The 24,578-nt window shown below is 47.8% G+C and carries 21 protein-coding genes, 2 pseudogenes and 1 riboswitch; of the genes and pseudogenes, 18 read left to right on the top strand and 5 right to left on the bottom strand.

The window, feature by feature from the left end:
• Position 1 precedes the first annotated feature (1 nt).
• The 7 genes and pseudogenes from Q3F21_RS15530 to Q3F21_RS15500 all read left to right on the top strand — a co-directional run bounded on the left by Q3F21_RS15530 (position 2) and on the right by Q3F21_RS15500 (position 4,916).
• Positions 2-1,120 (top strand): siphovirus ReqiPepy6 Gp37-like family protein, encoded by a 1,119-nt coding sequence (locus tag Q3F21_RS15530; RefSeq protein ID WP_340254635.1) that lies wholly within the window; start codon positions 2-4, stop codon positions 1,118-1,120.
• 4 nt (positions 1,121-1,124) lie between these two features.
• A complete protein-coding gene (locus tag Q3F21_RS15525; protein ID WP_340254632.1) occupies positions 1,125-2,045 on the top strand; it encodes a phage tail protein in 921 nt (306 codons plus the stop codon).
• Positions 2,029-3,246 carry a hypothetical protein gene (locus tag Q3F21_RS15520; protein WP_340254629.1) on the top strand — a complete coding sequence of 406 codons (1,218 nt, stop codon included), beginning with the start codon at positions 2,029-2,031 and terminating at the stop codon, positions 3,244-3,246. The genes Q3F21_RS15525 and Q3F21_RS15520 overlap by 17 nt, the downstream gene beginning before the upstream one ends.
• Before the next feature lie 16 nt (positions 3,247-3,262).
• On the top strand, positions 3,263-3,571 hold the full coding sequence (locus Q3F21_RS15515) for a hypothetical protein (RefSeq protein ID WP_340254626.1): 309 nt from the start codon (positions 3,263-3,265) through the stop codon (positions 3,569-3,571).
• Positions 3,571-3,699 carry a hypothetical protein gene (locus tag Q3F21_RS15510; protein ID WP_340254623.1) on the top strand — a complete coding sequence of 43 codons (129 nt, stop codon included), beginning with the start codon at positions 3,571-3,573 and terminating at the stop codon, positions 3,697-3,699. The genes Q3F21_RS15515 and Q3F21_RS15510 overlap by 1 nt, the downstream gene beginning before the upstream one ends.
• Before the next feature lie 94 nt (positions 3,700-3,793).
• Positions 3,794-4,155: pseudogene (locus Q3F21_RS15505) on the top strand (phage holin family protein).
• Complete coding sequence (locus Q3F21_RS15500) at positions 4,152-4,916, top strand: DUF1906 domain-containing protein (RefSeq protein ID WP_340254620.1); 765 nt, start codon at positions 4,152-4,154, stop codon at positions 4,914-4,916. The pseudogene Q3F21_RS15505 and the gene Q3F21_RS15500 overlap by 4 nt, the downstream one beginning before the upstream one ends.
• A 202-nt stretch (positions 4,917-5,118) precedes the next feature.
• Here Q3F21_RS15500 and Q3F21_RS15495 read toward each other — a convergent pair.
• The 4 genes and pseudogenes from Q3F21_RS15495 to Q3F21_RS15480 form a co-directional block, all read right to left on the bottom strand.
• A pseudogene (locus Q3F21_RS15495) lies at positions 5,119-5,226 on the bottom strand (cupin domain-containing protein); the annotation flags it as partial.
• A 784-nt stretch (positions 5,227-6,010) separates the two neighbouring features.
• A complete protein-coding gene (locus tag Q3F21_RS15490) occupies positions 6,011-6,340 on the bottom strand; it encodes a retropepsin-like aspartic protease (RefSeq protein WP_340254617.1) in 330 nt (109 codons plus the stop codon).
• 1 nt (position 6,341) lies between these two features.
• Complete coding sequence (locus Q3F21_RS15485) at positions 6,342-6,584, bottom strand: hypothetical protein (protein ID WP_340254614.1); 243 nt, start codon at positions 6,582-6,584, stop codon at positions 6,342-6,344.
• A gap of 174 nt (positions 6,585-6,758) precedes the next feature.
• Positions 6,759-7,640, bottom strand: coding sequence for a GNAT family N-acetyltransferase (locus Q3F21_RS15480; RefSeq protein ID WP_340254611.1), 882 nt, complete (start codon positions 7,638-7,640; stop codon positions 6,759-6,761).
• A 191-nt stretch (positions 7,641-7,831) separates the two neighbouring features.
• On the opposite strand from Q3F21_RS15480, the gene Q3F21_RS15475 reads away from it, so the two are divergent.
• Positions 7,832-8,398, top strand: a complete 567-nt coding sequence (locus Q3F21_RS15475) for a GNAT family N-acetyltransferase (RefSeq protein WP_340254608.1) — start codon at positions 7,832-7,834, stop codon at positions 8,396-8,398.
• A 486-nt stretch (positions 8,399-8,884) separates the two neighbouring features.
• On the opposite strand, the gene Q3F21_RS15470 is transcribed toward Q3F21_RS15475, so the two are convergent.
• Positions 8,885-9,529 carry a hypothetical protein gene (locus Q3F21_RS15470; RefSeq protein WP_340254605.1) on the bottom strand — a complete coding sequence of 215 codons (645 nt, stop codon included), beginning with the start codon at positions 9,527-9,529 and terminating at the stop codon, positions 8,885-8,887.
• Positions 9,530-9,908: 379 nt separating this feature from the next.
• Here Q3F21_RS15470 and Q3F21_RS15465 point away from each other — a divergent pair, with 379 nt between their 5' ends.
• The 10 genes from Q3F21_RS15465 (at position 9,909) to Q3F21_RS15420 (ending at position 24,561) form a co-directional block, all read left to right on the top strand.
• Positions 9,909-10,655, top strand: coding sequence for a 4'-phosphopantetheinyl transferase family protein (locus Q3F21_RS15465; protein ID WP_340254602.1), 747 nt, complete (start codon positions 9,909-9,911; stop codon positions 10,653-10,655).
• Positions 10,656-10,961: 306 nt separating this feature from the next.
• The gene (locus tag Q3F21_RS15460) at positions 10,962-11,495 is read left to right on the top strand and encodes an RNA polymerase sigma factor (protein WP_340254599.1); all 534 of its coding nucleotides are present in this window, start codon (positions 10,962-10,964) and stop codon (positions 11,493-11,495) included.
• Positions 11,479-12,543 carry a hypothetical protein gene (locus Q3F21_RS15455; protein ID WP_340254596.1) on the top strand — a complete coding sequence of 355 codons (1,065 nt, stop codon included), beginning with the start codon at positions 11,479-11,481 and terminating at the stop codon, positions 12,541-12,543. Before Q3F21_RS15460 ends, Q3F21_RS15455 begins: the two co-directional genes overlap by 17 nt.
• A 197-nt stretch (positions 12,544-12,740) precedes the next feature.
• On the top strand, positions 12,741-13,388 hold the full coding sequence (locus tag Q3F21_RS15450; protein ID WP_340254593.1) for a response regulator transcription factor: 648 nt from the start codon (positions 12,741-12,743) through the stop codon (positions 13,386-13,388).
• 107 nt (positions 13,389-13,495) lie between these two features.
• Entirely contained in the window at positions 13,496-14,389 is an 894-nt protein-coding gene (locus tag Q3F21_RS15445; protein WP_340254590.1) for a hypothetical protein, read from the top strand.
• Positions 14,390-14,780: 391 nt separating this feature from the next.
• On the top strand, positions 14,781-16,181 hold the full coding sequence (locus Q3F21_RS15440; RefSeq protein ID WP_340254587.1) for a HAMP domain-containing sensor histidine kinase: 1,401 nt from the start codon (positions 14,781-14,783) through the stop codon (positions 16,179-16,181).
• Between the two features lie 177 nt (positions 16,182-16,358).
• Positions 16,359-17,489, top strand: coding sequence for a response regulator (locus tag Q3F21_RS15435; protein ID WP_340254584.1), 1,131 nt, complete (start codon positions 16,359-16,361; stop codon positions 17,487-17,489).
• Between the two features lie 25 nt (positions 17,490-17,514).
• Positions 17,515-18,180: a sortase gene (locus Q3F21_RS15430; RefSeq protein ID WP_340254582.1), complete on the top strand. Its 666-nt coding sequence runs from the start codon at positions 17,515-17,517 to the stop codon at positions 18,178-18,180.
• Positions 18,181-18,270: 90 nt separating this feature from the next.
• Positions 18,271-18,355: riboswitch (cyclic di-GMP riboswitch) on the top strand.
• A gap of 14 nt (positions 18,356-18,369) precedes the next feature.
• Positions 18,370-19,173, top strand: coding sequence for a transglutaminase-like domain-containing protein (locus Q3F21_RS15425; protein ID WP_340254579.1), 804 nt, complete (start codon positions 18,370-18,372; stop codon positions 19,171-19,173).
• 366 nt (positions 19,174-19,539) lie between these two features.
• Positions 19,540-24,561: a collagen binding domain-containing protein gene (locus Q3F21_RS15420; RefSeq protein WP_340254576.1), complete on the top strand. Its 5,022-nt coding sequence runs from the start codon at positions 19,540-19,542 to the stop codon at positions 24,559-24,561.
• Positions 24,562-24,578: the final 17 nt, after the last annotated feature.

Raw genomic sequence — 24,578 nt, 5'->3', positions numbered from 1 at the left:
TGTGAAGCCAATCCGAATCATGGATTCCCAATTTCAATTGCTGGGCGAGGTGGACACCTATTCCTCCTTGCAATGGGTACGGCGCTGGCATAAGCCTGGGGAATTTGAGCTGCACATCAACCCGGCCATGCAGAACGCCGACAAGCTGCTGGAGGATACGATCATATTCATGGCCAGCAGGCCGGATGAGGCGGCGATCATCAAGCACAGAGAAGTAAGAGTAAATGAAACGGGCACAGAAGAGCTGGTTGTGAAAGGGAGCATGCTGGCCGGATTGATGGGGCGGCGTATTACCTACCCGCCGGTTGGAAAGGCATATGACTACATCCATGCGCCTGTGGAGACGATCATGAAGCATTATGTCCGTGTAAACAGCATCGCTCCTGCCGATCCTGCCCGCGTCATCCCGAATCTGATCCATGCGCCCGATCTTTCCCGGGGCCCGAAAGTCCCGTACCAAACACGATACAAGCAGCTGGACGAAGAGCTGGAGAAACTCAGTCTGTCGTCTGGCTTGGGATGGCATGTGTGGCTGGATACGGAGCGCCAAAGGTACGTGTTTGACGCGTTGGCTGGCCGGGATTTAACAGTGAACCAGGATGTTCGCCCGCCTGCGATCTTCAGCACGGACTATGACAACATCGAAAGCCAATCGTATGTAAGCAGTGCGGTCGGTTTCAAAAACATGGCCGTGGTCGCGGGAGAGGGGGAAGGAGCTGATCAAAAAATCGTAATGGTTGGCAAACAGGCAGGTTTAAAGCGGTATGAAACATTCATGGATGCGCAAGACATCGGGTCACAGGAAGAGGGCACCGAGCAACTTACTGAGGCACAAATGGAAGAGATGCTGCGGAGCAGGGGAAACGAGAAGCTGGCTGAACTGGGACGGGTGGAATCTTTTGAATCGACGCTGCTGACCACCTCCAATTTGGTCTACCGGAGAGACTACGACCTTGGCGACATCGTCACGGTCGTCAACCGCAGCTGGGGAGTCAGGCTGGATGCCCGTATCACTAAGGTGGCAGAAGTCTATGAACCTGATGGTTTCCGGCTCGATGCCACCTTTGGCAATTCGCTTCCGACCCTTTTTGAGAAAATGAAACAAATGATAGGACGGTGAAAGAATGGCGGAGCATTATCGATTTTTTGACTCCACGGGAGAGGACGAGCGTGTTTATACGGCAGATGAGTTTGCCGAGTATTTCCGCCGTGTGCTGACCGATGGGATTTTCAACGGGGGCACCAATCTGAAAGTGGAGACCGACGGGACAAATATTCGGACGTACATCCGCCCCGGCTATGCGTGGCTACAGGGGTATATGTATAAGATAGACACGGAGCCGCTGTATTTGCAACACGAATACCCGGACCCGGCTCTCGACCGAATTGACCGAGTGGTGATTCGACTGGACAAGCGTCTGGAACATAGATATGTGCGGGCTTTTATCCTGACGGGTAAACCGGCAGCGTCTCCGGTGCCGCCAGCGCTGACAAGGGATGAGAATGTTTTTGAGTTGTCTTTGGCTCAAGTGCGAATCGTTAAAGGGAAATCGTACATTGAAGGCTGGCAGATTACTGATGAACGACTCGACAACAAGGTCTGTGGATTAGTAAACTCGCTGATCCAGGCGGATACGACCACGATTTTTAACCAGTTCCAATCCTGGTACACAACGAAAACAGTAGATTATCAGTGGGAGTGGGCCGATTGGTTCGCGGTTGCTACTTCACGTTTTGAGCAACAGTGGCAGCAATGGTTCGACAGCATCCAGGGGCAAACACCAGTGAAGTCGGTCAATGGAAAAACAGGAAACGTAGTATTGACTGCAGCGGACGTCGGAGCTGAGACACCGGCGGGAGCACAAACGAAGGCTAATACAGCTGAGACCAATGCCAAAAACTACGCCATCGATGTAAGGAAAGATCAAACAAAAGAAATTCGAACGGAGGTGGTCAGTTCCTTCCCGTCACACGCAAACGGTAGAATCATCTATCATACTGGAGAGAAAAAGTTCTTCGGAAGCGCAAATGGGAAGTGGGTTTGAACTGTTTGGTGGCGGGGTTACCGTGACTGGCAGCTTGACATCGCCAACTAATCCCCAAATGTATGATCTATGGGTAAAAGCAAATGTATCTATATCTAAAAAAGTTGCAAGAAAGAGTGATGAGGGTATAATTGACACCCAATTATTACTCCGGATAGTAGACCCTGATAATCTCTATAAAGAGTCTTACGAGTTAATTTTAGTCGATAACGACTCTATAGAGGTGTCGTCATCTTATATTGTTTCAGCCAAATATCGAAAGGGAAGTGAATGGGCCTACTACCCTGTCTACTACTGGGACGGAACTAAGTGGGTGCTTATAACGCTTGAAAAATTCCAGGTTTATGCTTGCTCTTCCCGTGAGAGAGTTCGAGTCACGCTAGACGCTAACGGTGTTGAAATCTTTCGACGTACAGCCATTATTGGACAGTATGACGTTGAGTATAGTGTCGCCGTGGATCCGAAAGGCGGTGTTTATATCGGTGATAATCGAACGGTTAAGAAGTACTGTAGTTGGCAGTACAATTTGCCTGATGATAGTTACGTGAGAGATGTAGCTGTTGATAAACAAGGATACGTATATGCCGCCCGCGATTTGAATAAAGCCATTACAAAAATCAGCCCTTCTGGATCGTATGTAGCTGGCCAAACCTTTCCCGCAGTGGTAAAGAAATTGGCGGTTAACTCTGAACAAGCAGCAGTGATGGGGACGGATGCTCCAGATAATAAGGTGTATAAAACACAAAATGGATTTACTATCGCATGGACATTTACCGAACATACTGACGCCGTGAATGGGGTGGCATTCGATCAGCAAGGCTATGTTTATACTGCATCAGCAGATAAAACTGCTAAAAAAATCACACCAGATGGATCGAAAGTATGGTCTTTCCAGGCTGCAGGAGCTTTAAAAGCTATTGCATTAGATCTAAACGCAAATGTGTATGTGGCAGGTGACAGCGATTTAAAGAAGGTCGGTCCTAATGGGGGAACTAAGACGAATTACACCAGATTTGCTCCCGGGCTGTATCATAATATTTCATTAGATCAATTTGATAATATCTATCACTCGACCGATAGATTAATTCAAAAGTTAAACAACTCGGGAGAATTAATTTGGAAATATACCGGACTGACTCAGTCCATTGATCGTATGGCTGTCGACCCTGGGCCATCTGGAGCTTTTCCATACCTATGGTAAATAAAGGAGGAACATTATGATAGTCCTGTTTGAAAAGGAAACGGAAACAAAAGCAAGAGTAACGTTAATCCACTACATGCCCGACGATCCAAAAGAAGGTTTGCCCGAAGAAGTGAAGCGCCATGGTATCCGTGTGAACGAGATTCCAGAGAAACCAGAAGCGGTACGTGCAAAATCGGCAGTACTGTATGTGAATCCAGAAACTGCCGATTTATGGTATGAGATGGTTGACCGACCTCTGACACAGGAAGAAATACTGCAGCAGCAAAACGAGAAAATCGATCTGTTGCTCATGAACCAACTTGAAAGTGAGGGGATTCTGTAATGGTAAGCGAAGTGAAAGTACAGATGTTGCTCAAGCTTATTGAGAGCGGGAAAGTCACCGTAGATAGTATTAAAGCCGAAGAGTACCGGGATGAAGTACAAAGACGACTGGAATTACCAACGGAGTAGACGCCTTTTCCTCGAATGAGAGAGGCGTTTTTTCATGGGGAGCTACAAGCGAGGCTCCTCTTATTTTTGCCTAAAAAGGCAAGGAGGAAAGGACATGGAAACCATTTTTAAGTTAGTGTTTGCAGCAGGAGGCGCAGCCGCCTCTTTTTTATGGGGAGGTTGGTCTGCATAGCTTAGTGTCTTGTTGGCGTTCGTCGCTCTTGACTATGCCAGCGGTGTGTACGCCGCTTAAAAGGGATCGCTCGCAAAGTGTTCATCTTTGCAATGGTGGCCGTAACCCACCGCATTGATACCGCGCTTGGAGAGCAGCATATCTTCCGGGATGCTACGATCTTTTTCTACCTGGCCAACGAGCTGCTATCTATCATAGAAAACGCTGGACGTGCCGGCCTGCCGGTGCCGGAAACGATCCGCCGAGCGGTCGACGTCCTGAAAGGGAAAGGTGAGGGAAAATGACAGCAACCACTAAGGGCATCGATTGCGCCGTCCCATTGACGGCTGAGAAAGCGAAGAAAATGAGCGAAGCGGGCATGAAATTTGTGTGCCGGTATCTCGTTCCGGCAAGTATGGCATGGAAGCGGTTGACGCGCAGCGAAGCAGAGCTGATCACGGCGGCCGGCCTGAAAATTATCAGCGTCTTTCAGCGAGGGAAAAATGACGCGGCGGGCGGTGCGGTCAACGGGACAAGGGACGGCAAAGCCGCCTTCCAGGAGGCCAAGCTGATCGGCCAGCCGGAGGGCACCGCGATCTACTTCGCCGTGGATTACGACGCTCCTCCGAAGGATTACGACGCCATCGAAGCCTATCTGAAGGCGGCAGAGAAGGAACTGCCCGGCTATTTTGTCGGGGTGTACGGCTCCTATGCTGTCGTCGAAGAAATGTCCCGCCGCGGGGCCTGCTCCCATTTCTGGCAGACTTACGCCTGGAGCAATAAGCGCCTTTCTGCGGCTGCCAATCTCTATCAGTATAACAACGGGCAGGAGCTTGCAGGACACCCGGTAGACCTCAACGATGGCCTGGGCAATGAGGGGTGGTGGGATACAACGATGAAGAATACAGAACAACCTGTTAATCGTACAATCGACAAAGTGGCTGCCGAGAAGGTGATCGGGATACTTGGAGCGCTCTGGATGGCCAGCTCGGACAAACAGGTACAAGCAGCTGCACACTACGCCGCCAACTCGCTACGGGATGCAGCGGGGATACCGCGACAATGACAAATGCTCTCCTTCGGAATTGATCCGGGGGAGGGAATTTTTTTGTTTCCGTAAATCTCAGGTAGCTGTGGAGTTTTCCTGTTTGCTCAAGCGTACAACATATGCATATAATAAACACGAACGTGTGTTTGGGAATGGATGATATAGGATGAGCCAAAGTGGTTACTTCACAACTGGTTTATTTTGAACAAGGCTGTTTCCTAATATTCACAGGAGTAAATGTTAAAATGTCTGAACCTACTATCACCTCTGGAGTGGGGGCATCAAAAATTGCTAAAAGATGAGTGTTGTCAGCGGTAGCTATTCTCCACGATTATGAATCTCCTAGCAGGTTGTCTAATTGGGCTTTGTCATACCTTCGTACTCCGACAAATAAGCAAACAAGGCTGAAACTTTTGCACAAACTATGATTCCATGAAAACAACAAGACACCGTTATAGTAAGAAAATATGTAAACGAAGAAACAAAGAACCCAACCGCAAGCTTCTATGATTGCCGCTGACGCAAATGAGGTGCCAGAGAAGGATCTAAACGCCCAAAGAGGAGGAGAAGACGTGAGAGGAGATACAAAACGAATCCGATTAATCGGAGAGCTCGCGGCCAATGGTTGGCCTGCGTACATTCCAGCAAACGTTGGGAGCATGGAGGCTGCGGGCAAACAGGGGTGTAACGAAGCGGGCGAACAGTGTGTATACGAGCGGCCCTTTTCCTGAGCATGAGGAATGGATGGGGATTGTAGAGGACTTCCACAGGAGACAATCACTTTTGCCCTGCTTCTATATCAGTGAGGCGTCTCTCCAGCGGAATTGGATGGAATCCTGGATTCTGCCGGGTATCGTAAGGCCTTCGAATGTTTTACGATGGTCGCATCATGCAGAAGTGCTGGATCGCTCCATGGAGTCTGACCAGTTTGCTTTTGAGTTTGCAGGAGAAGCGAGTAGTGAGTGGATTCATGATTTTTTGCGTTTAGAAGGTTACTCGCTTGATCGGTAGGAGGGCTATGTCCATTTTTTTCCGCGATAGGCAAAGTGTTAGTTTGATTTCGCAGGATACATCTCCATCTGCTGAAGGTCAATTATCATTTCGCCACTTTTTCATATATCTAGCCCAATAAGACCATTAATATAATCAATATCTTCGTGAAAAATACCAAAATCAATACTGATATCTTTTAGAATAAGAGGGCTGAGTTGAATTTGATCAACCCGTTTTTGGAATGAGTATTCGTCTCCACCGATTCCAAAGCTTCGAATAAGTTTGTCTCCATTTTCAAATTTTATGCCGATCTGTGAGACAATATCCGAGGACAAAAGAGAATGTGCGGCACCAGTATCAATTACTAAATTATCGATCTTTAAGGAGCGCCCTTTATAAAAAATGGTCATGGATGTTTGGAGTAAGTCGTCGATCAATTCGATTTGCATCTTACCTGCTCCTATAAAAAGCATGTTTTCTAATTTCAATAATGATCTGTTCCTGACCCGTATGATAAACAATGTTTTGGTTTTTACACTTCAGCAGTTCTCTGGTCGCTTCATCAGGGTCTGGAATGGCCTTAATCAAAGCAACTTCATCTACATACTCAATATTGTCTTCACAATGGGATTTCAAGATTTCGAGAAGGACATACTGATCAGGGTAAATATCCCTAACTTCTTGCCATAGCATAGTAGTCACACCTCGCTTTTTATACTTCACCCTGTAATTATATCATATGACAATTACTTCGGCAGACTAGTCACTTCTATCCCCCGCATATCCAAATTCCCCCTTCAGACAAGTTCACGAACCGAGATGAAATAACAAAAAAACTGCCCGACTCTAAAGCGGGCAGTTTTGACATCAAGCAATGGATGTAATTGGATGTTTGACGTGTAAAGGGTAGATGTTTCCGCCATTTTCCCTTACAAATAAACCACCATCGTAGATACTACTTTTTACATCGATGCCTTTATCATCAGGAGTGAAATGGAAGGTTATTTTTTCAGTATCGCTACCTGCGATCTTGTCCAAGATATCTTGAATGTTGATTTCCTTTGTGTGGATGAGATCAAAAACATCCATCTGATTGTTTTCCTTTTTGTAGATCGCAATAACGTCCTCGTTTTCCAAGTAATACATATCATCGCTGAAAACGTTCAGGCAATAAAACATGAAGATTCCGTCCGTACAATCAGTTCCAAAACGTTGAGAGACAGGCAATCTTTCTGAGGCAAGCTTGTAGAGGAAGCGTAAATCATCTGCTTCATTTACATTTAGTTTTCGAATACCTGTATGCGGACCGCGGCTTGGACTTGGCGTAAAATCCATCGAAAATAAATGCTCTTCAACCGGTTTAAATCCAAACCGGGGATAAAAATCAAGAACCGTATCGTTCGCAAAAAGGTACATGAAATCATACTGATCCTCATATTCCTCTAAAACCTTGTTCATTAAACTTGCAGATAATCCTTGTTTTCGATAATCTGGATGCGTCATTACCGTTCCGATTTGTATAGCTTTTTTCTTCTCGCTATTTATAATGAGTGAAAGCATGTTAACGGAAACATTTGCGATAATGGTATCTCCCTTAATAAATGAAAAGGGTATGTATTGGTCGTTCCAAAACCCTTTTCGATACCAGGTTTCGAAATGTATGCCAAAAGTGCTGGCAGCAAGTTCGAAAAAACTCTTTCGAAGTGCTTCGTTGTTTTTATAATCTTTTACAAATGTAAGTTCCTGCATGGTAGTTGCCCCCAAATATTGTTTATAGTGAAGGGTAAGATGGTTCGGAAAACATTCACCACTAGCTTCCCACGATCGCACCTCCTCCGGCTTGTGCAGTTGACCGATACTTAACTTATGTGGAATGCTGCGCGTTGTCTTGCCATGTTTATATTCGACACCTGACTCATTTAAGAAAGGGAAGGATCATATTGGATATGAACGTTGTTTTCGATGAGTTTCCGATTATAAAATCTGACCGTTTAACCCTGAAAAAAATCGATGCCAGCCATCTTGAAGACGTATTTGAAATTTACAGCAACGACAAGGTGTTTGAGTACTGCGGAATCATCCCGAAGCATAAAAAAGAGACCGTGAAGTCGATGATCGGGCATTTTGACAGGGATTACAACAAAAAGTCACGGGTGAAATGGGGCATTTTCACTCATACCGAAAGCGACAAACTGGTTGGCATCATCGAAGCATTTGATTTTAACCAGAAGGTAAACATGGTGACAATCGGTTGCTTTTTGGCCGAATCGCATTGGGGGAAAGGGATTGCCACACATGCGGTAAAAGCATTGGTAGGATTTCTATTCGACGAGGCGCACGTAAACAGAATTCAGGCTGAAGTCATGCCTGCAAACGAAATATCAAAGAAGGTGCTGATTACGAATGGGTTTGTCAAAGAAGGCACATTACGACAAGCAACCCTATGGTCGGGCAAGGGCATTGTTGATCTGGAGATTTACAGCATTCTAAAAAATGAGTATAAATGAATGGCAAAAGTCTTCGATGGATATTTGACGCAGATATCGTAAAGCAAGTAAAAGAGAGGGCTCTCAGTACAAGTCATAGAAGAGTAGTAAGGGAAGTGGATTTCATGCCCCCTTCCTTTTTCTAGATAGTGTGCGTGCGACTTACAGCTCGATACCAAATATCAACCAATCGCTCGTGATCTTTTTCTTGGCAGCCGACAACTTCACTGTTCATGATTACCCCCCATTTTTACATCTGACAATAAAAGCAAGAGCGCTCTTGGAAACATATTATACGTACTGCTCAAGAGCTTTCATATAATGTTCACAGCTTTTATATCCTCCCATAATATTCTGGCAATTTAGCTAAGGATGTTTGCTCCTCTCGCTACCCCATGGGACGTGTTAGTGACAGCCGACCTTAAAAGGAGAGGGCGCGAAGAAAAACAGGTCTATCTCTCCGCGGCTGTTTTCGCAACGCAGTGTGGAGCGCATGTCTGAAGTAGCCTAAGAGGCTTTCCCGCCGCCTTTCGGAAATACGGTATACGAAAGAGCGATAATGCTGTCGATCACAAAGATCAAGGTCCAAATCCTGCTGAGGTTGTTGACGGTCGGATCGCCAAAAGGCAGTGTACCGTCCTTAGCTGAGAAAAACTCGTCAAAAAACTGGCTCATAACTGCCATTTCGTAGACGCGTGAGGACAGTCCAAACAGAAAGAAGAAAACAAGATGGGCTGCCGAATAGACGGCCAGGTGAACGTAAAAATGCTTCCGTTCTTTTTGCGCATGTTCCTTGCCGACCAGCTTCTTCGGCGGAGCGATAGCGGGAGCGGGCTCCCCTTTCCACTTGGCTACATAGATCTGGATATAGGAATCAAGTTTTTGGAAGTCGCTTTTGCCATACGTGATCGCATAGAGGAAAACAACCACGACTACGACTTGGTAACTGGAAAACTGCCCTGTTTGCAAATAGTCGAAAAAGCCTAAAGAAGCGATCCACAGGTCATTGATGATAAAGAGAAGCAAAAACACGAAGCTGAGAGTCTTTTTGCCAAACCAATACCTGAGGACCAAGAAAGTGATGATGGAAACCCAAAAGATGACTTCCGCGAGAATCAGGAACGCCCACTTATGGGCTAAAATGTAATCCATGCTTGTTGTCTCCTTTTACACAAAGTGTGCCTCCGCGATCATCGGTTACCTCCAAATTATATACCGAGTATATACACGGATTATGGTTTCATCAAGAAAATAATGTAAAAATAGGGAATTGGGCTTTTTGTTGCCCAAATAAAGTCATAATGAATCAACTCCCTGGCAATTGCGTGAAAGTGAGATGCTGCGGAATTTTTACGAGGAGAAGCGGGGGTGACTACATTCAGGCTTTTGATACCGAACCGATTTCAGACGATTATCGGTCCAGAAGGAAAATTTTTTATGAATGTAAATACCTGCCCGGTCCGGCAGGCAAAACCGTTTCGAATAGAGAACGTTTCTACATGGAAACTATCGTGAAGGAAGTAGGGAATCAATGGGGAAAAGGGTTGAAATCTATTGGCTTCATGTCGATGAAGAGGTTCAGCCTGCGGAGTTGAAAAGCTGTATGGAGGTGCTGGATCAAGAAGAAAAAGCGGTGTATGAGAGTTATCGCGTTGATTTCAAAAAAGTGGAATTTTTGGTTGGACGGATGCTGCTCAAGCGGATTATTGGACAAAAACTGGGAATCTTCCCGAAGGAGGTCAGGTTTATCAAAAATGAGTACGGGAAGCTGTTCTTGGACAGCGGAAATCTGGCGGGTAGTATAAAACGACCGTTGTTTTTTAATTTGTCCCATTCCGACAGGATGTTGGTATGCGCCTTTTCCGAGATCGAGAAGACGGGAATTGACGTCGAAGCCGTCAAGAAGGATTGCTGCTTTGAGGTAATGCGGAGTGTTTTCGTCCCGAAGGAAATAGCCTTTGTAAAGCAGCAGGGTACACCTTCCATGAAGCGGGAGGCATTTTATCGGCTTTGGACAAGAAAAGAAGCAGTGATGAAGGCGCTTGGGAAAGGCTTCTCGCTGCAGCCTTTGTCTTTTTCAGTGCCGCTTGCCGGGGGCAGAGTCGAGGTACAGCCGTTTTCCTATTATACATTTGCACCATTGGAGGGGTATATGGTTTCGGCAGCGATAGAGAGCGAGGAAGGAGAGGAAATCCTGTACGAGGTCCAAAAAGTCGGGTTTGCCGGGTTGAAGGCAAGCACATGGTCCCACCCATCTAGCGGCGCATTTTATGGATAAAATATCAACAGACCGTTGTTCAAATGTATCCTATCGCAATGAATATCCAAAAGACACCGCTCGAATGAACGGCACCTCCAACTGTTGAACATGTCCGCCAATTGGGGTGCTTTTCCGTCGAGCAGGTGTCTTTTCTGTTGAAAAAGTTTATCGTCTGTCACTGTCATTCCATCTAAAAATGAAACCGCTGAAAAGAAGCCAAGGAAAACATCAGCAATAATGGAAAGTCTGAAAAAATTTTATGATAAAAGTGAAAGATAGTCGGCAGCTCCTCCGTCTATACAGTGACAAGGAGGTGGAACACAATTGGATGAGAATGCCGGCGCACGTATTGAGCAATGGTTTCTGGCGTACAGCAGCGATATTTATCGCTTTCTCGTCTACTATACGGGACGAAAGGATATAGACGATCTTGTCCAAGAGACTTTCATTCGAGCCCTAAAGGCGGCTGGGCAAACAGAGATTACCAATCCAAAAACGTGGCTGTTTGCCATTGCCAGAAACGCAGCGATAGATGAAAAGCGCAGAAATAAACTGATCAGCTGGCTGCCGGAAAAATTCTTGCAGGATCTTGTTTCCCGCGACAAGACACCCGAAGAGTCTTTAGAGTTGAGCGAGAACAAGCGCATGCTTTATGACATCATCAATCAGTTGAAGCGTTCTTACAGAGATGTGTTGATATTGCGAGGGATCAAGGGATTGTCCAGCAAGGAGACAGCAGAGGTATTGGGCTGGAGCGAAGCCAAAGTAAATCTCACTTTGCATAGGGCGATGAAAGCTGTTCAAAACAGCAGGCAAGTTCCTGTAACGGAGGCGATCAAAGATGCCGTCACAAGATGAACAGAAAATCTGGGAGGATTTAAGGAGTTTCCCGGATCAAAACCTTTCTTGGGAGCGAAAACAAGTAATGCTGGAGAACATACGCGAAGAACGAAGAAAGATCAGCAAGCAGCAAAAGCGGAAAAAATACGTATGGGTGGCGAACGGACTTGTCGCATGTGCAGCGGTGTTTTTCGTTATCTGGATGAAGCCATTCTCTACTCCAGTAGAAACATCGGCGAGTCAAGCTTCAATCGACCAAAACTATGTTGCGGCTGCCCAAAAGGCAATTCAATCGGTGGGCATTAACAAGGAGTTTCACTTTGATGAGTTTGAGAAAGAGACAGAATACTTTATTATACGGACAGAGAATCGAGAGGCGATTGTGACCTTTAAACCGAATACGACAGAGGTTCGTACCGTTTCGGTAGAGTGTGCGGTCAATGAGTTGCCGCCAAGTTATCAAAAGTATGTTGGTACTGCACAAGAGGCATTCAAAGAAGCCAATCAACAAGTCATTTTTCAACGAGCCCATCTCTTCAAAGACGATGAAAAAACTACCTTGTCCTTTTATTTAGATGATGGGCAATACGTAAGCGTCGATTTGAAAATAAACAAAGTGTCCGAATTCTCCATAGATTACAAGCCAGATGATGTGGATAAAAAGTATGTGTACCAGGCGCAAAAAGCGCTCATGGTGATGTCTGGCAAAAATAGCGTCCCATTTACGGATGCCAATAAAGCTACGGGTAAAGAAGAAGAAGTGTGGACGCTCAAGAATGAAACCGAGAAGTATTCTGTCAAGATTGGAGCACAATCATCTCGAGTATATAGTGTCAGCCATGTAACGGACCGATATAAAATAAAATCGAAAGAAGAAGCGATTTCAGTGACAAAGCCGCTTATTGCAAGCATATTTGGAATCGATACCGCCGGTTATAAGGCTGATGGCGGCAGAGATTGGGGAGGCTATGTGTTGACAAGCGAAGGGAAGCCAAATATCAGGGTCCACATTCATCGTTTGGATATCGGCGATATCTCAGGCATCAGAGTTGAATGGGAAAAATGACGGGAAAAGCTACTGACTTGTGCTGCATGGTCGGTAGCTTTTTTTGTGGCCTTCGGTTTAGAGGGCGGCAAAGAAGCGACTGCTGCAGCTCTGCCGTCGAAACGTCTTCCGGACGCATATGTCTGAAATGCGGGAAAGCGAAGCCTTTTACAATTCTATTACATAGTCGTGCTATGCTGGTGCAAGAGGTGATTCTGGTGGCAGCCATCTTGATTGTCGAGGATGAAATCCCGATCAATGAGTTAATCAAAAGAAATTTGCAATCGGTGGGACATACATGTATTTCCGTGACGGACGGGAAGGCGGCTATTGATGAGTTGGCACGGCGCGAGGTGGATCTCGTTCTGCTGGACATCATGCTGCCGGAGATAGACGGGTACGAGGTTTTCCGCCAGATTCGGGGGACACCCACCATTTTCCTGACGGCGCGAAGCGGCTTGGCGGACAAGGTAAAGGGCCTCACCCTTGGCGCGGACGATTACCTGGTGAAACCATTTGAGATGATGGAGCTGCTGGCGCGAGTAGATGCTGTGTTGAGGCGTACCAAGAAGACAAGCAAAACGTTTGAGCTCGATGGGGTCAAAATCGATTTCGCGAGCAGGCAAGTGTTTTTGCACGAAAAACCAGTCGAATGTACCCCCAAAGAATTCGATCTGCTGGAAGTGCTGGTGAACAACCGCAATATTGCCTTATCCCGGGAAAAGCTGTTGGAGCTTGCTTGGGGCTATGACTATGTAGGGGATACGAGAACCGTGGACGTCCATATTCAAAAGCTGAGAAAGAAGCTCGATATGGAGACGAGAATCAAAACGGTCTATAAACTGGGATACCGTTTTGAAGTATAGAGCCGAATTTTTTACAACTCTCTAATCACTTGATTACGAATCGATAATCCGCCCCTTTTATACTGCCTATTGTAGTCACAAACCAAACGATGAAGGAGAGGATTCGGATGAAAGGAAACAGACTGGAAGGAAAAAGCATGAAACAGACGATTTTGGCAGGGGCGGTAGTGATTGGGGCCAGCACGATGCTGTTCCAGGGACTCGTACACGCCGTCACCGCGGCGGAGTTCAAAAAAACGGATACGGTCGCTACCAACTACGCCAATTATACAGCCGCCGCATCCCAAGCGGCCCAAAAAAACTTGCCTGCGGGCTACAAAAAAGCCAATTACACGGTAGAAAATATCGCCCTTGAATACAACGGCAACCAAAAGCCGACCAGCAAGGACATGGCAAAAGAAGAAGCGGCGGAAATCGGCGCGCGGACTCTTTGGGAGGTATTTGGCTTGAGCTTGGAGGGTCAGGTGGTGAAAATGGGCTACAGCCAGCCAACCGAAAGTCTTCCCCGTTCGTTTTGGTTTGGTGATGTGTACATCAACGGCAAGCTCGTCTATACGTTCAGCTTGGACTCTGTAACAGGAGAAGTATTTGACATAGCTCGTGAGAGAACACTGGATAAACAGGTTTCGCTGGCATTTGATCCGGTGCTGGATAAAAACCCGCAGGAATATGTTGCTCTGGCAAAGAAGCTTGCGGAGAAATACAATGTCGTTCACGGCCCGGTCAAGTCGGTTGCATACAACGCCCAGGGTTACAGCAACAATGATCCGACGATTTCAGTTGATATCGCTGGCGAAAACGGGGAAATTGCTTTGATGACGTTCTCCCGTTATGACAAGGAGTTGCTCGGTATCGGTTATAATGGATTATGTAAGCCCTCACTGGAATTCAATGAAAAGCTCCAGAAAAAGCTGGAGGATAAGGTGAAAGAGCTTGAAAAGTCGGCTCCTCCTGCCAGCGGAAACGAAACGCCCACTATGCAGATCATTGAATTGGATTAACCTTTTTTCCTGAATCGGAAATGTCAGATTCAGACCTCAAGCCGCCGCCGTATGGGGCGGCTTTTCACGATTGATTGCACCTTCGTGACCAAATGCGGCGCCAAGCGATTGATTTGCGGAAGCCCACATTTGACAACTCCCTAACAAAGCCATAGTACGATGGTGACAGGGGAAAGGAGTGAATCACTTTGGCAGCTATTTTAACTATCGGGCATAAACAACTCTCAATCGAAGAGCGGGGAAACAGGAATTTGCGGTTTGTGCGGGGCTATGATCACGAAGCCGGCACCCGGACATTAGACGTTCGCACACTGAAGCTGTCAGCCACATCAGGCGGGGAGAATGGGAAAGGGGCTGTCTCAAGACCGGGACGCAGCTTGAAGTCATGCCTATGAAATACCGTACCTTTTTAACGACTCTTGCCCTTTTTCTGTTCTCTTTCAATCTAGGGATCGTGATCATTTCTATCGCCACATTTAAGGACACTGTTCATCGTGCAGAAGAGAAAAGCTTGGGCGAGCATTATTTCATCACGTCCGCGCTTTTGAAAGATTTCCATGCAGTGGAAAGCCGCGGAACGGATCTTGATAGCTCTTTGCCCTCCCTGCTCCAACCGTACAGTTATTTTTCCCCGGATAAAAAGGTGAAGCTGGCGCTTTACAAAGGCAATCAGCTCGTCTATGCCAACCGGCAGGAAATTCCGCTGCCTGACAGTTTTGCGGAGCCGCCGAAGGACGGAAATCGTCTGGTGTCCATGCAAAGATCGGATGGCCGCACCTATGTCGTAGTTTCGGGAAAGCTTCCTGCGCCCTATGATTTTTATACAATGGTCTATCTGTACGATACGACAGATGTCATCACCGCCTGGGAACGGATGAAAAACATGCTGTTTTTCGCGGGATTGCTGCTTTCCGGGCTGTTTGCCCTGGGCCTTCTGCTCCTGCTTACCCGGATTTTCAAGCCTCTTTCGCAGATTTCCCAAATCTCTCGCAATATCGCGGCAGGCGCCTATGATACCAGGCTCCCGGTATCCGGGCATGACGAGCTCTCTGAAATGGCGCAAAGCTTCAATTATATGGCGGAGGAAATTCAGAGGCAGATCCAGCAGCTGGAAGCAGCCGCGCAGCAGAAACAGCAATTCGTGGATAATCTGGCCCATGAGCTCAGAACGCCTCTGACCGCCATTTACGGATACGCGGAATACATTCAGAAGGTCGTTCGCACAGAAGAGGACAAGCTGCTTGCGACGAGCTACATTATGTCCGAAAGCCGCAGGCTGCAGAATATCGCTTATCGATTGCTGGATTTGGCAACTTTGCGTGAAAATAAGATCGAACGGCGCGACGTTCGTATGGAACAATTGCTTCAAGGGGTCGAGCAGGCGATGTCCATAAAGGCAGCCGAGCAAAAAGTCCGGATTGCCTATGAGCATCACTTTGACATGTTGTCCTGCGATGTCGACCTGATGCATATTCTGCTCGTTAATTTGCTCGATAACGCTGTGAAGGCATGCAGCCCTGGCGGAGTCATCAAGCTGGTCGCTGATCTGGAGAATGGACGCAAGGTGATTTTTGTTCAGGATAACGGCAAGGGAATGACAGAAGAGCATCTTGCCCGCATTACAGAGGCGTTCTATCGGGTTGATCCTTCCCGCAGCCGTTCTGGTGGCGGAGCGGGGTTAGGCTTGACGCTTTGCCAGCAGATTGCAAGCAATCATGGAGCAGAGCTGAGCTTCTCGTCCGAGCCGGGGAAAGGCACTACAGCGAAACTGACATTTGCCAGTTCCGTATAGGTTCCCGTTCGTTTGATAGCCGCTCACTCGATATCGAGCGATATCTCTCCTCTATCTATGCCCGAAGCAACCCATTCATCTTGGACATCTCATGCGCCTATTGTTACAATAAAATGGGAGAGATGCTGCGGCTGTTGCAAAAGATGTTACAGCTGAAGCAAATTAGGAGAGATATGCTTGAAAGCAATTATCGTAGACGATGAGAGGCTTGCGTTGAGAAGAATGGAAAAGCTCTTGACCGAACAGAGCGGTATAAACGATCCGATTCGCTTGACGGGGTCATTTCAAGATCCTCACGCCGCATTGGAGGCCGCCCAGAGGGAAAAACTGGATGTGGCATTCCTGGATATCCAGATGAGCGAGATGGACGGCTTTGAATTGGCTGAACGACTGTTGAACATTCAGCCCCACCTTCACATTGTGTTCGTTACCGCTTTTCAGGAGTACGCGGTGAAGGCATTTGACATGAATGCACTCGACTATTTGTTGAAGCCTGTCCATCAGAGCAGGTTGGCGGTCACCGTGCAACGGGCAGCAGAATCCGCCGGCAAGACCCCGATCAGCTACAGCGGCAAGATGACACTCTGCTGCTTGCAAAGCTTGCATTATCTCGATCAACAAGGCAACGCGCAATATTTTCCTTGGAAGACGCTGAAAGGGCAGGAGCTGTTTGCGTACCTGGTCCACTACCGGGACAAGACAGTGAGCAAGCAGGTCCTGATTGATTTGCTCTGGCCCGACTACGACACAGATCGCTCAAGGACACAATTGCATACAGCCATCTATCAGATTCGGAAAATGATCAAGAGCATTGGCTTCGATCTGGAGATCAAATACAAGGATGAAGGGTATCGGCTGGTTTGGGGAAATTTGAAGCTGGATGTTGAGGAATGGGAGGCCTTTGTGCGAAAAGCTCCCAAAGTTACGCCAGAGACATTGGAACAACATCTAGCTATCATGGCTTTGTACACCGGCGATTTTCTGGAAGAGCACCCCTATTTGTGGGCAGAGTACGAGCAGGAGCGCATTCGGCTGCTCTGGTTGAATCATGTCAAGCAAATCGCCGAATATTACGTATCCACTGAACAATACACCGAGGCCATTTTGATTTATCAAAAGATACGCGAAAGGTTTCCTTTAATGGAGGAAGGCTACTTCCATTTAATGAAATTGTACGCAAGATTAAACCACCAGGGAGAGGTAAGCAAGCAGTTCCAGCTCATCTCGACCAAGCTGAGAGAGGAGTTCGACGTTGCTCCCAGCAAAGAATTGACAGAGTGGTACGAGCAATGGAAAAAGGGCTCCTAAAAACGCGGATAGGGACGGGCAAAACATGAAGATGAGATTGTTTTCAGTGCTTCTGATGCTGGCGGGAATCGTTGTGCTGAGCTACCCCACTCTGGCGGAGGAGTATCAGGACTACCAGCAGCAAAAGCTTGTCAGGGAATGGCAGAATAGTTTGCGGAATATTTCCAATGGGGAAGAAGCGTCTGGATCCATTCAAACGACAGTCCCGCCTGTGGCAGAAGCAAGCCAAAGCGGAGAGGAGGCCAATGGTTCGGCCGGGAACGGGGAAAAGACAGCCCCGGATTTCAGCAGCTATCAGAACATGGAAGGTATTTTGACGATTGAAAAAATTGATTTGATGCTGCCTATTCTTCACGGTGCTTCGGATAAAAATATGAAAACGACTGTTGCGAGTATCGAGAACACCGGAAAACCCGGAGAAGTCGGCAATTACGCCATAGCCGGGCACAGAAACTTTACATACGGCCGAAATTTTAACCGTTTGGATGAGATGACGGTAGGAGACAAAATCGAGGTAGACAACGGACAAGCCGCATTTGCGTATACCGTGACGGAAAAATTGTATGTAAAGCCAGAAGAAGTATGGGTTTTGGAAGGAAACAGGGAAGACAAGGAGATTACGCTTATTACCTGTCATCCGATGCACAACCCGACGCATCGGCTGATTATTAAAGGGAAAATAGCAGAGTAAGTTGGATTATGTAGAAAAAGGTAGAAAGAGACTCCCCTTTTTTGTAAACTTATGCTATTATTTTTTTAATATCTTTAACTTAAAACTTTCAAACGATAATGGCAAATCTAATGAAAATTAGAGACGCAAAGCTATAGGGCCTTCCTTGTATTCAAGATGGCAGCCAGCTACCGAAAGGAGAGTTTTTTTGTGTTTATACGCCGACTTGCTATGTCCGTGGTAAGCATGTGTTTGCTGGCCGCTCCGGCGACTGCTTGGGCGAATGCCGCTCCCTCGCTTATTGACGTAAGCGAGCTAAGCAACGGAATCGTCAAAGTCCAACATCATGACACGGCTCAATCGGTCAACGACAAGGTCAAGATCAGCAAAGACAACCAGCATTTCTATTATAGTGTAAAAGACCACAACCGCTTTCCCCTGCAATTAGGAGATGGCAAATATACGATTACGGTTCTGCAGCACGTCGCGGACAATAAATACCGCGCAATTGAAAGCAAAGAAGTGAATGTAACGGTATCAAGCCCGCAGGCCGTCTTTTTGCAGCCGATTCAAATGATCTACTGGAACGACAAGACGAATGCGGTCGCGAAAGCCAGAGAACTGACCAACGGTTTGAAAAACGACCGGGACAAGGTACAAGCAATCTACAACTATGTGATCCAAAACGTGCAGTACGATTATGAAAAAGCCAATCGCGTCACGAGTGAATACATCCCTTCGGTCGATTCGACATTGAATGAACGGCAGGGCATCTGTTACGATTACGCAGCGCTGTTTGCCGCCATGCTGCGAAGCGAGGGGATTCCTGCCAAGCTGGTGATGGGACGTAAAAATGACATCCCTCAGTACCATGCCTGGAACGAGATTTACCTGAAAGAGACAAATGAATGGATTACGGTTGATACAACGTATGACTCGATCATGGTAAAGGGAACGAAAAAGCCGACCATGATCAAGAACAAAAGCGAATATGTCATAGAAAAGCAGTTTTAAGACAGGATGCAGGAACTGCTTGGAAGCCGCTCCCTCTCGCAAAAGAGGCGGGCGGCTTTTCGTTTTCTCAGATTCAGAAAATATTCAGAGTGATCTTTTATAGTGTGTTTTATGGCTGATTAGCCAAAATCAAGCAAATCGATGTAAGTAGTCACCTAGAGTGAACAGCTTCAGTTACCTTACAGATGAAGTACAAAGGAGAGGAGGAAGGACCGAAAAAAGCACGCGAAAAATTTGTGCAAGGTGTTGCATTCTTCTTCCCCGGCAGAAAGGGGACTGGCCGCCTGATCCAAAAGTGAATAGGGGGAACCGGGCCAGAGGCGTACTGCCTTGCCAACATAAACCTGCGAGGTGAACGTGGTTAGGATGTGGCAGCGAAAGAAGTTTTTATCTGTCTACTTAGTATTTGCTTTGCTGGTCAATCTCTTTTTGCCCGCCGCGTTTGTTAGCGCCAATCAAGCACCGATGAATGCGGGAATCACCAGCGAAGAGGGTGCCTCGGCAAATGGAGATGTGTCTGATCCGGGAGCGGGCATGGATAATCCGGAGCCGGGCGCGGAACCAGGAACCGGAACAGATCCCGGAACCGGAACAGATCCCGGAACCGGAACGGATCCAGGGACCGGAACAGATCCCGGAACCGGAACAGATCCCGGAACCGGAACAGATCCAGGAACCGGAACAGATCCCGGGACCGGAACAGATCCGGGAACAGGGACGGATCCGGGAACCGGAACAGATCCGGGAACAGGGACGGATCCGGGAACCGGAACAGATCCGGGAACAGGGACGGATCCGGGAACCGGAACAGATCCGGGAACAGGGACGGATCCGGAAACCGGAACAGATCCAGGAACCGGAACAGATCCAGGAACCGGAACGGATCCGGGTACTGGTACCAATCCGGGGACTGGAACAGATCCAGGAACCGGAACGAATCCGGGGCCAGGAACGGGGCCTGTGCCGCCTCCACCGCCGCCGCCAACTCCACCTGAGGCCCCCGATAAATCGCCAGAAAACATCATTACAAAAGTGGTGATGGAGGATGAGGAAGGTAATAACATTACCGAAGTCCGTCCTGATCAGGGATCAAAAGTAAAGGTGATCTTCGACTGGCATCTTCCGGCGGGACACACCTATAAGGGTGGCGACACTTCTACCTTCGATCTGCCGGACAAATTTAAGGTAGATCGAGAGCTGACCGGAAATCTTGACGGTGATGTGGGTACCTATAAAGTAACACCGGAGGGCACCGTTACCTTCACCTTTAGCGAAGATGTGGAGAATGACGAATTCGTCGGTAAATTTGAGGTTTGGCGAACATTTGACAAAGACAAGTTTTCCGGAGGAACGAAGCAGCAGATCGAATTTCCGTTCCTGGGAGAAACGATCAACGTTCATTTCAAAAGCGATATCAAGAAAGAAATGGACAAGCAAGGAACAGCAAAAAAAATGAACCCAAGCGAGATCGACTGGGTTGTCGATTTTAACAAAGGCGAGCAAAAGATTGCCAACGCAATCTTTCAGGATATCATCCCTGCCGGAATTGAAATTGATCCTTCTTCTGTCGAGGTATATGAGCTGGAGGTCATGCTGGACGGGAGTGTAAGCCAGGGAAGTGCTGTAACGATACAGCCATCGCTGACCGGCAATCAGTTCCAGCTTGCCTTTGGAAATATCGATAAAGCGTACCGCGTCAAGTACAAAACCAAAATCCTTGAGGCAAAAGATACGACATACACAAACAATGTGACGGTTACGGGCGATTCGTACGCAAAGGACGATTCAGCTGCCGTCAGTGTTGCATTCAGCCAACCGCTCGCGAAAAAGTCTCTTGCTTACAGGTCTTCTACGCAAACCCTCACTTGGTCCATTGAGTACAATTACAATGAACAAGTGATCGCGTCGGGTAATGCTTGGATTATCGATGCCTTTGAAACCGAGCAGACGCAGGAATTGCTCAAAGATACACTGAAAGTCTACGAGGTTACCATTGACGACAACGGTAAGGCGACCCGGGGAAGCCAAGTGGCTGCAAGTGAATATGTCGTAGACGATACGCTTCCAAACGGCTTCAAACTGAGCTTTCCAAATGGTGTTCAATCTGCCTACGAAATCATCTATGACACAAAAGCGAAAGACCGTGTTCGCAAGAGTGTCAATGTGACGAACAAGGCAGAGATGTACGATGGCAGGACTGAACAGGCAACAAAAGGGATGTATCAGGTCATCTTTTGGAAGGAAGCCAAAAACGAGGACATCGACTACAATGCCAAAACCATTCTCTGGAAGATGCACCTGAACTTTGACAACTATCAAATGGACGAGGTTGTCATCACCGACAGCTATAAGGGCCAAGGGATTGAGCTTGTCAAAGAAAGCTTGAAAATACCCGGCTTGACAGAGGGTACAGATTACACGGTCGAGCCCAACAACGATTATCGCGAAGGGTTTGCGATCAAGTTCAAGCATGCTATCAACACTCAATACGTCATCGAGTACAAGACGAAGTTTGACCCGAACTACTTTAACGCTCATGACATTGCCAACCATGGAAAGCTGACATGGCTTGAAAACGGGGTGTCCTACGATAGAGAAGATTCGGCTACTGTTTCCTCAGACCGTTATACCAAGAACAACGGGAATAAAACGGGGAAATATGACCCTAAAACGAAAACCCTCACCTGGGCCGTCGATGTAAACTACAATTTGCAAGAGATTAACCAGGCAGTGATCAAGGATTTCTATCAGGGAGAGCAAACCTTTGTCGATGGGTCCTTAAAGGTTAATCGTTTGATCCTTAAGGGTGGAGCCGACCAGGTAGCGGTTGGAGAAGAGGTTCCTGGCAGTGCGTATTCGTTTGAAGGCGGTTTGAAGAACAGTGAAGGTCACGAGGGCTTTGCATTGACGTTTAAAGACTCCATCAACTCTGCCTATCGCATCACGTACCAGACGAGCCTGAAAGGTCACGAGGTCTTGTCCGAGTACTCGAACGATGCCACCATGAGCGACGGGGGCGGGCCGGCGTTGTTTGCCCAATCCGCTACTGTGAAGCCAAAGCATGGTGGGGAGTATATCTTTAAACAAGGCAAGCAGGGAACAGGGGCAGACGCAGAAAATGCGTTCTGGACCATCTACCTGAACCGAAATCAGTCCTGGATCGATGCGGGTGCGACTGTAACTGACACCTTGTCGAGCAATCAAATCCTCAACCGGGAATCTTTCCAGCTCTATCGGACAGTGGTGGATGCCAACGGGGTAGTAAGTAAAGGAGAGCCTGCCGATCCCGCCGACTATGAATTGACAGTTCTTACGCCAGCGGATGGGGAGCATTCCTTTGCATTGACCTTTACAAAGCCGATTGAGAGCGCCTATATTTTGGAATACAAGTCGTTCATCATCGCTGAAGACGGAGAGGTCATTAAGAACAAAGCCACTTTTGCCGGAAGAACGTCCATGGCTGACGATGGCAGTGGAGCCGGCGGAATCCAGGTCAGCTTGTCAGGAGCCGGCGGAGGGGCGTACCCGACAGGGAAGGCATTCATCCAAATTGTCAAAACAGATGCCGACTCGGGTGCGCTGTTGGCAGGAGCCACATTCGAACTGTATGACAAGACAGGCAAAATGCTGCTTGAAACGCTTGTGACAGATGAAAAGGGAGTAGCAGCAACAAAGAAAAAATATAACTTTAGAGAATATTTACTGAAAGAAAAATCGGCCCCATCTGGGTATATCATCGATGAAGCGTACGCAAGCGGCAAAGTGATCAAGTTCAACGAAGACAAGGAAATCCCGGTTACAAACAAGAAAGGCGATTGGAGCTTTGAGTTGACGAAAGTCGATTCGGAGAACGACAAGAAGGGGCTGGAAGGCGCTGTCTTCAAACTCCAGCGGAAAAACGGCGATGTGTTTGAGGATGTTGCCGACCATACTTCGCTTGTGACCAACGCAAACGGAAAGCTCTACCTTGCGAAGCTGGAACCGGGCGACTATCAGCTTGTCGAAACAAGTGCACCAAGAGGGTACAAGCTGGATGACACACCGATTTCTTTCACGATTTATCCAAACCAGATAACCATGATCGAAAAAACAATGACGAATGAAGCAAATCGTGGGTCTGTAGAAATCGTGAAGGTAGACGAATTTGACCAAACCGTCACGTTGAAGGGAGCTGTATTTGAGCTTCGGAATGCAGACGGCGAAATTCTGCAAACCAACCTTGAGACGGATGAAAACGGCAAACTGGTGATTTCAAATCTGAAGGCAGGAAAGTATCAACTCGCGGAAATTGCCGCTCCTGTCGATTACGTTCTCAAGTCCGAACCACTGGAATTTGAGATCGTAGATGATGGCCAGGTCGTACAGAAAACATTTACGAATGAGCTGATTCCGGGATCCGTAACGCTGACAAAGGTAGATTCCAGTCGTCCGGACGTCAAATTGAAAGATGCGAAATTCAGATTGTTGGACGAGAACAAGACGCCGATCCTGAGCGATTTGATCACGGGCGAAAACGGCGAATTGCATATTCCGGATCTCAGACCTGGTACGTACTATTTCGAGGAAACGAAGGCTCCAAGCGGTTATGTGATCAAGACAAGGCTAACGGAATTTGTGATTGAAAAAGATAAAGTCACGACCGTAACCGTCGAGAATACCCGCTACTCTGGCGGAGGAGGCGGTGGAACGCCGCCGGTTGATCCAAAACCGCCGGTCGATCCGCCGGTCGATCCGAAACCGCCGGTAGACCCGCCGGTCGATCCGAAACCGCCGGTAGACCCGCCGGTTGATCCAAAACCGCCGGTCGATCCGCCGGTTGATCCGAAACCGCCGGTAGACCCGCCGGTCGATCCGAAACCGCCGGTAGACCCGCCAGTTGATCCGGAGAAACCCAACAAACCGGACAGAGACAGACCGGACGGAGACAAACCGGACCGGGATGCACCTGACAAGAAGCCTGAACGGCCAGGCGTTCCTTCCCAGCCGGACAAACCTGGGCAGCCAGTCGGGCCATCTACGCCATCTCCCGCAGAACCGACTCCGGTAACACCTGTCGAGCCAATGCCAGGAACTCCGGCACCTCCGGCACTAGCAAACCCTGGCCAGCCTGCGGATCCAACGGTGCCTGTCGATTCGGTCAAAGTACCGGAAGGCGGCACGACAAGCGATACGGCAAGCGGCACGGCAAGCACGGGCAAAAATCCAGAGGATTTGTACGAGGTAGATGGCAATGTTCCAAGTGGCGGCACTCATCCGGACAAAGAAGGCAAAAAAGTCTTGCCGAAAACCGGAGAAGAGAGCCATCTCCCGCTTCAGTTGGCAGGTATTGGTCTCATCTTGTTCGGAGCGTGGCTCTTCAGGAGAACGCGTTCTATGCGCAATAGGTAACCGGCCTGACTAGTGAA

It is taken from the genome of Brevibacillus borstelensis (assembly GCF_037834415.1).
In the GTDB taxonomy this organism is placed as follows: Bacteria; Bacillota; Bacilli; order Brevibacillales; family Brevibacillaceae; genus Brevibacillus; species Brevibacillus borstelensis_A.
Note: the sequence above shows the minus strand (reverse complement) of the source record. Positions and strands in the feature narration are given on the sequence as shown.

Coding starts and splice junctions, on each gene's coding strand:
- Q3F21_RS15440 (WP_340254587.1), top strand. CDS start 14,781: ATGAAATACCGTACCTTTTTAACGACTCTTGCCCTTTTTCTGTTCTCT.
- Q3F21_RS15445 (WP_340254590.1), top strand. CDS start 13,496: ATGAAAGGAAACAGACTGGAAGGAAAAAGCATGAAACAGACGATTTTG.
- Q3F21_RS15525 (WP_340254632.1), top strand. CDS start 1,125: ATGGCGGAGCATTATCGATTTTTTGACTCCACGGGAGAGGACGAGCGT.
- Q3F21_RS15500 (WP_340254620.1), top strand. CDS start 4,152: ATGACAGCAACCACTAAGGGCATCGATTGCGCCGTCCCATTGACGGCT.
- Q3F21_RS15490 (WP_340254617.1), bottom strand. CDS start 6,340: ATGCAAATCGAATTGATCGACGACTTACTCCAAACATCCATGACCATT.
- Q3F21_RS15520 (WP_340254629.1), top strand. CDS start 2,029: ATGGGAAGTGGGTTTGAACTGTTTGGTGGCGGGGTTACCGTGACTGGC.
- Q3F21_RS15510 (WP_340254623.1), top strand. CDS start 3,571: ATGGTAAGCGAAGTGAAAGTACAGATGTTGCTCAAGCTTATTGAGAGC.
- Q3F21_RS15455 (WP_340254596.1), top strand. CDS start 11,479: ATGCCGTCACAAGATGAACAGAAAATCTGGGAGGATTTAAGGAGTTTC.
- Q3F21_RS15485 (WP_340254614.1), bottom strand. CDS start 6,584: ATGCTATGGCAAGAAGTTAGGGATATTTACCCTGATCAGTATGTCCTT.
- Q3F21_RS15420 (WP_340254576.1), top strand. CDS start 19,540: ATGTGGCAGCGAAAGAAGTTTTTATCTGTCTACTTAGTATTTGCTTTG.
- Q3F21_RS15465 (WP_340254602.1), top strand. CDS start 9,909: ATGGGGAAAAGGGTTGAAATCTATTGGCTTCATGTCGATGAAGAGGTT.
- Q3F21_RS15515 (WP_340254626.1), top strand. CDS start 3,263: ATGATAGTCCTGTTTGAAAAGGAAACGGAAACAAAAGCAAGAGTAACG.
- Q3F21_RS15480 (WP_340254611.1), bottom strand. CDS start 7,640: ATGCAGGAACTTACATTTGTAAAAGATTATAAAAACAACGAAGCACTT.
- Q3F21_RS15430 (WP_340254582.1), top strand. CDS start 17,515: ATGAAGATGAGATTGTTTTCAGTGCTTCTGATGCTGGCGGGAATCGTT.
- Q3F21_RS15470 (WP_340254605.1), bottom strand. CDS start 9,529: ATGGATTACATTTTAGCCCATAAGTGGGCGTTCCTGATTCTCGCGGAA.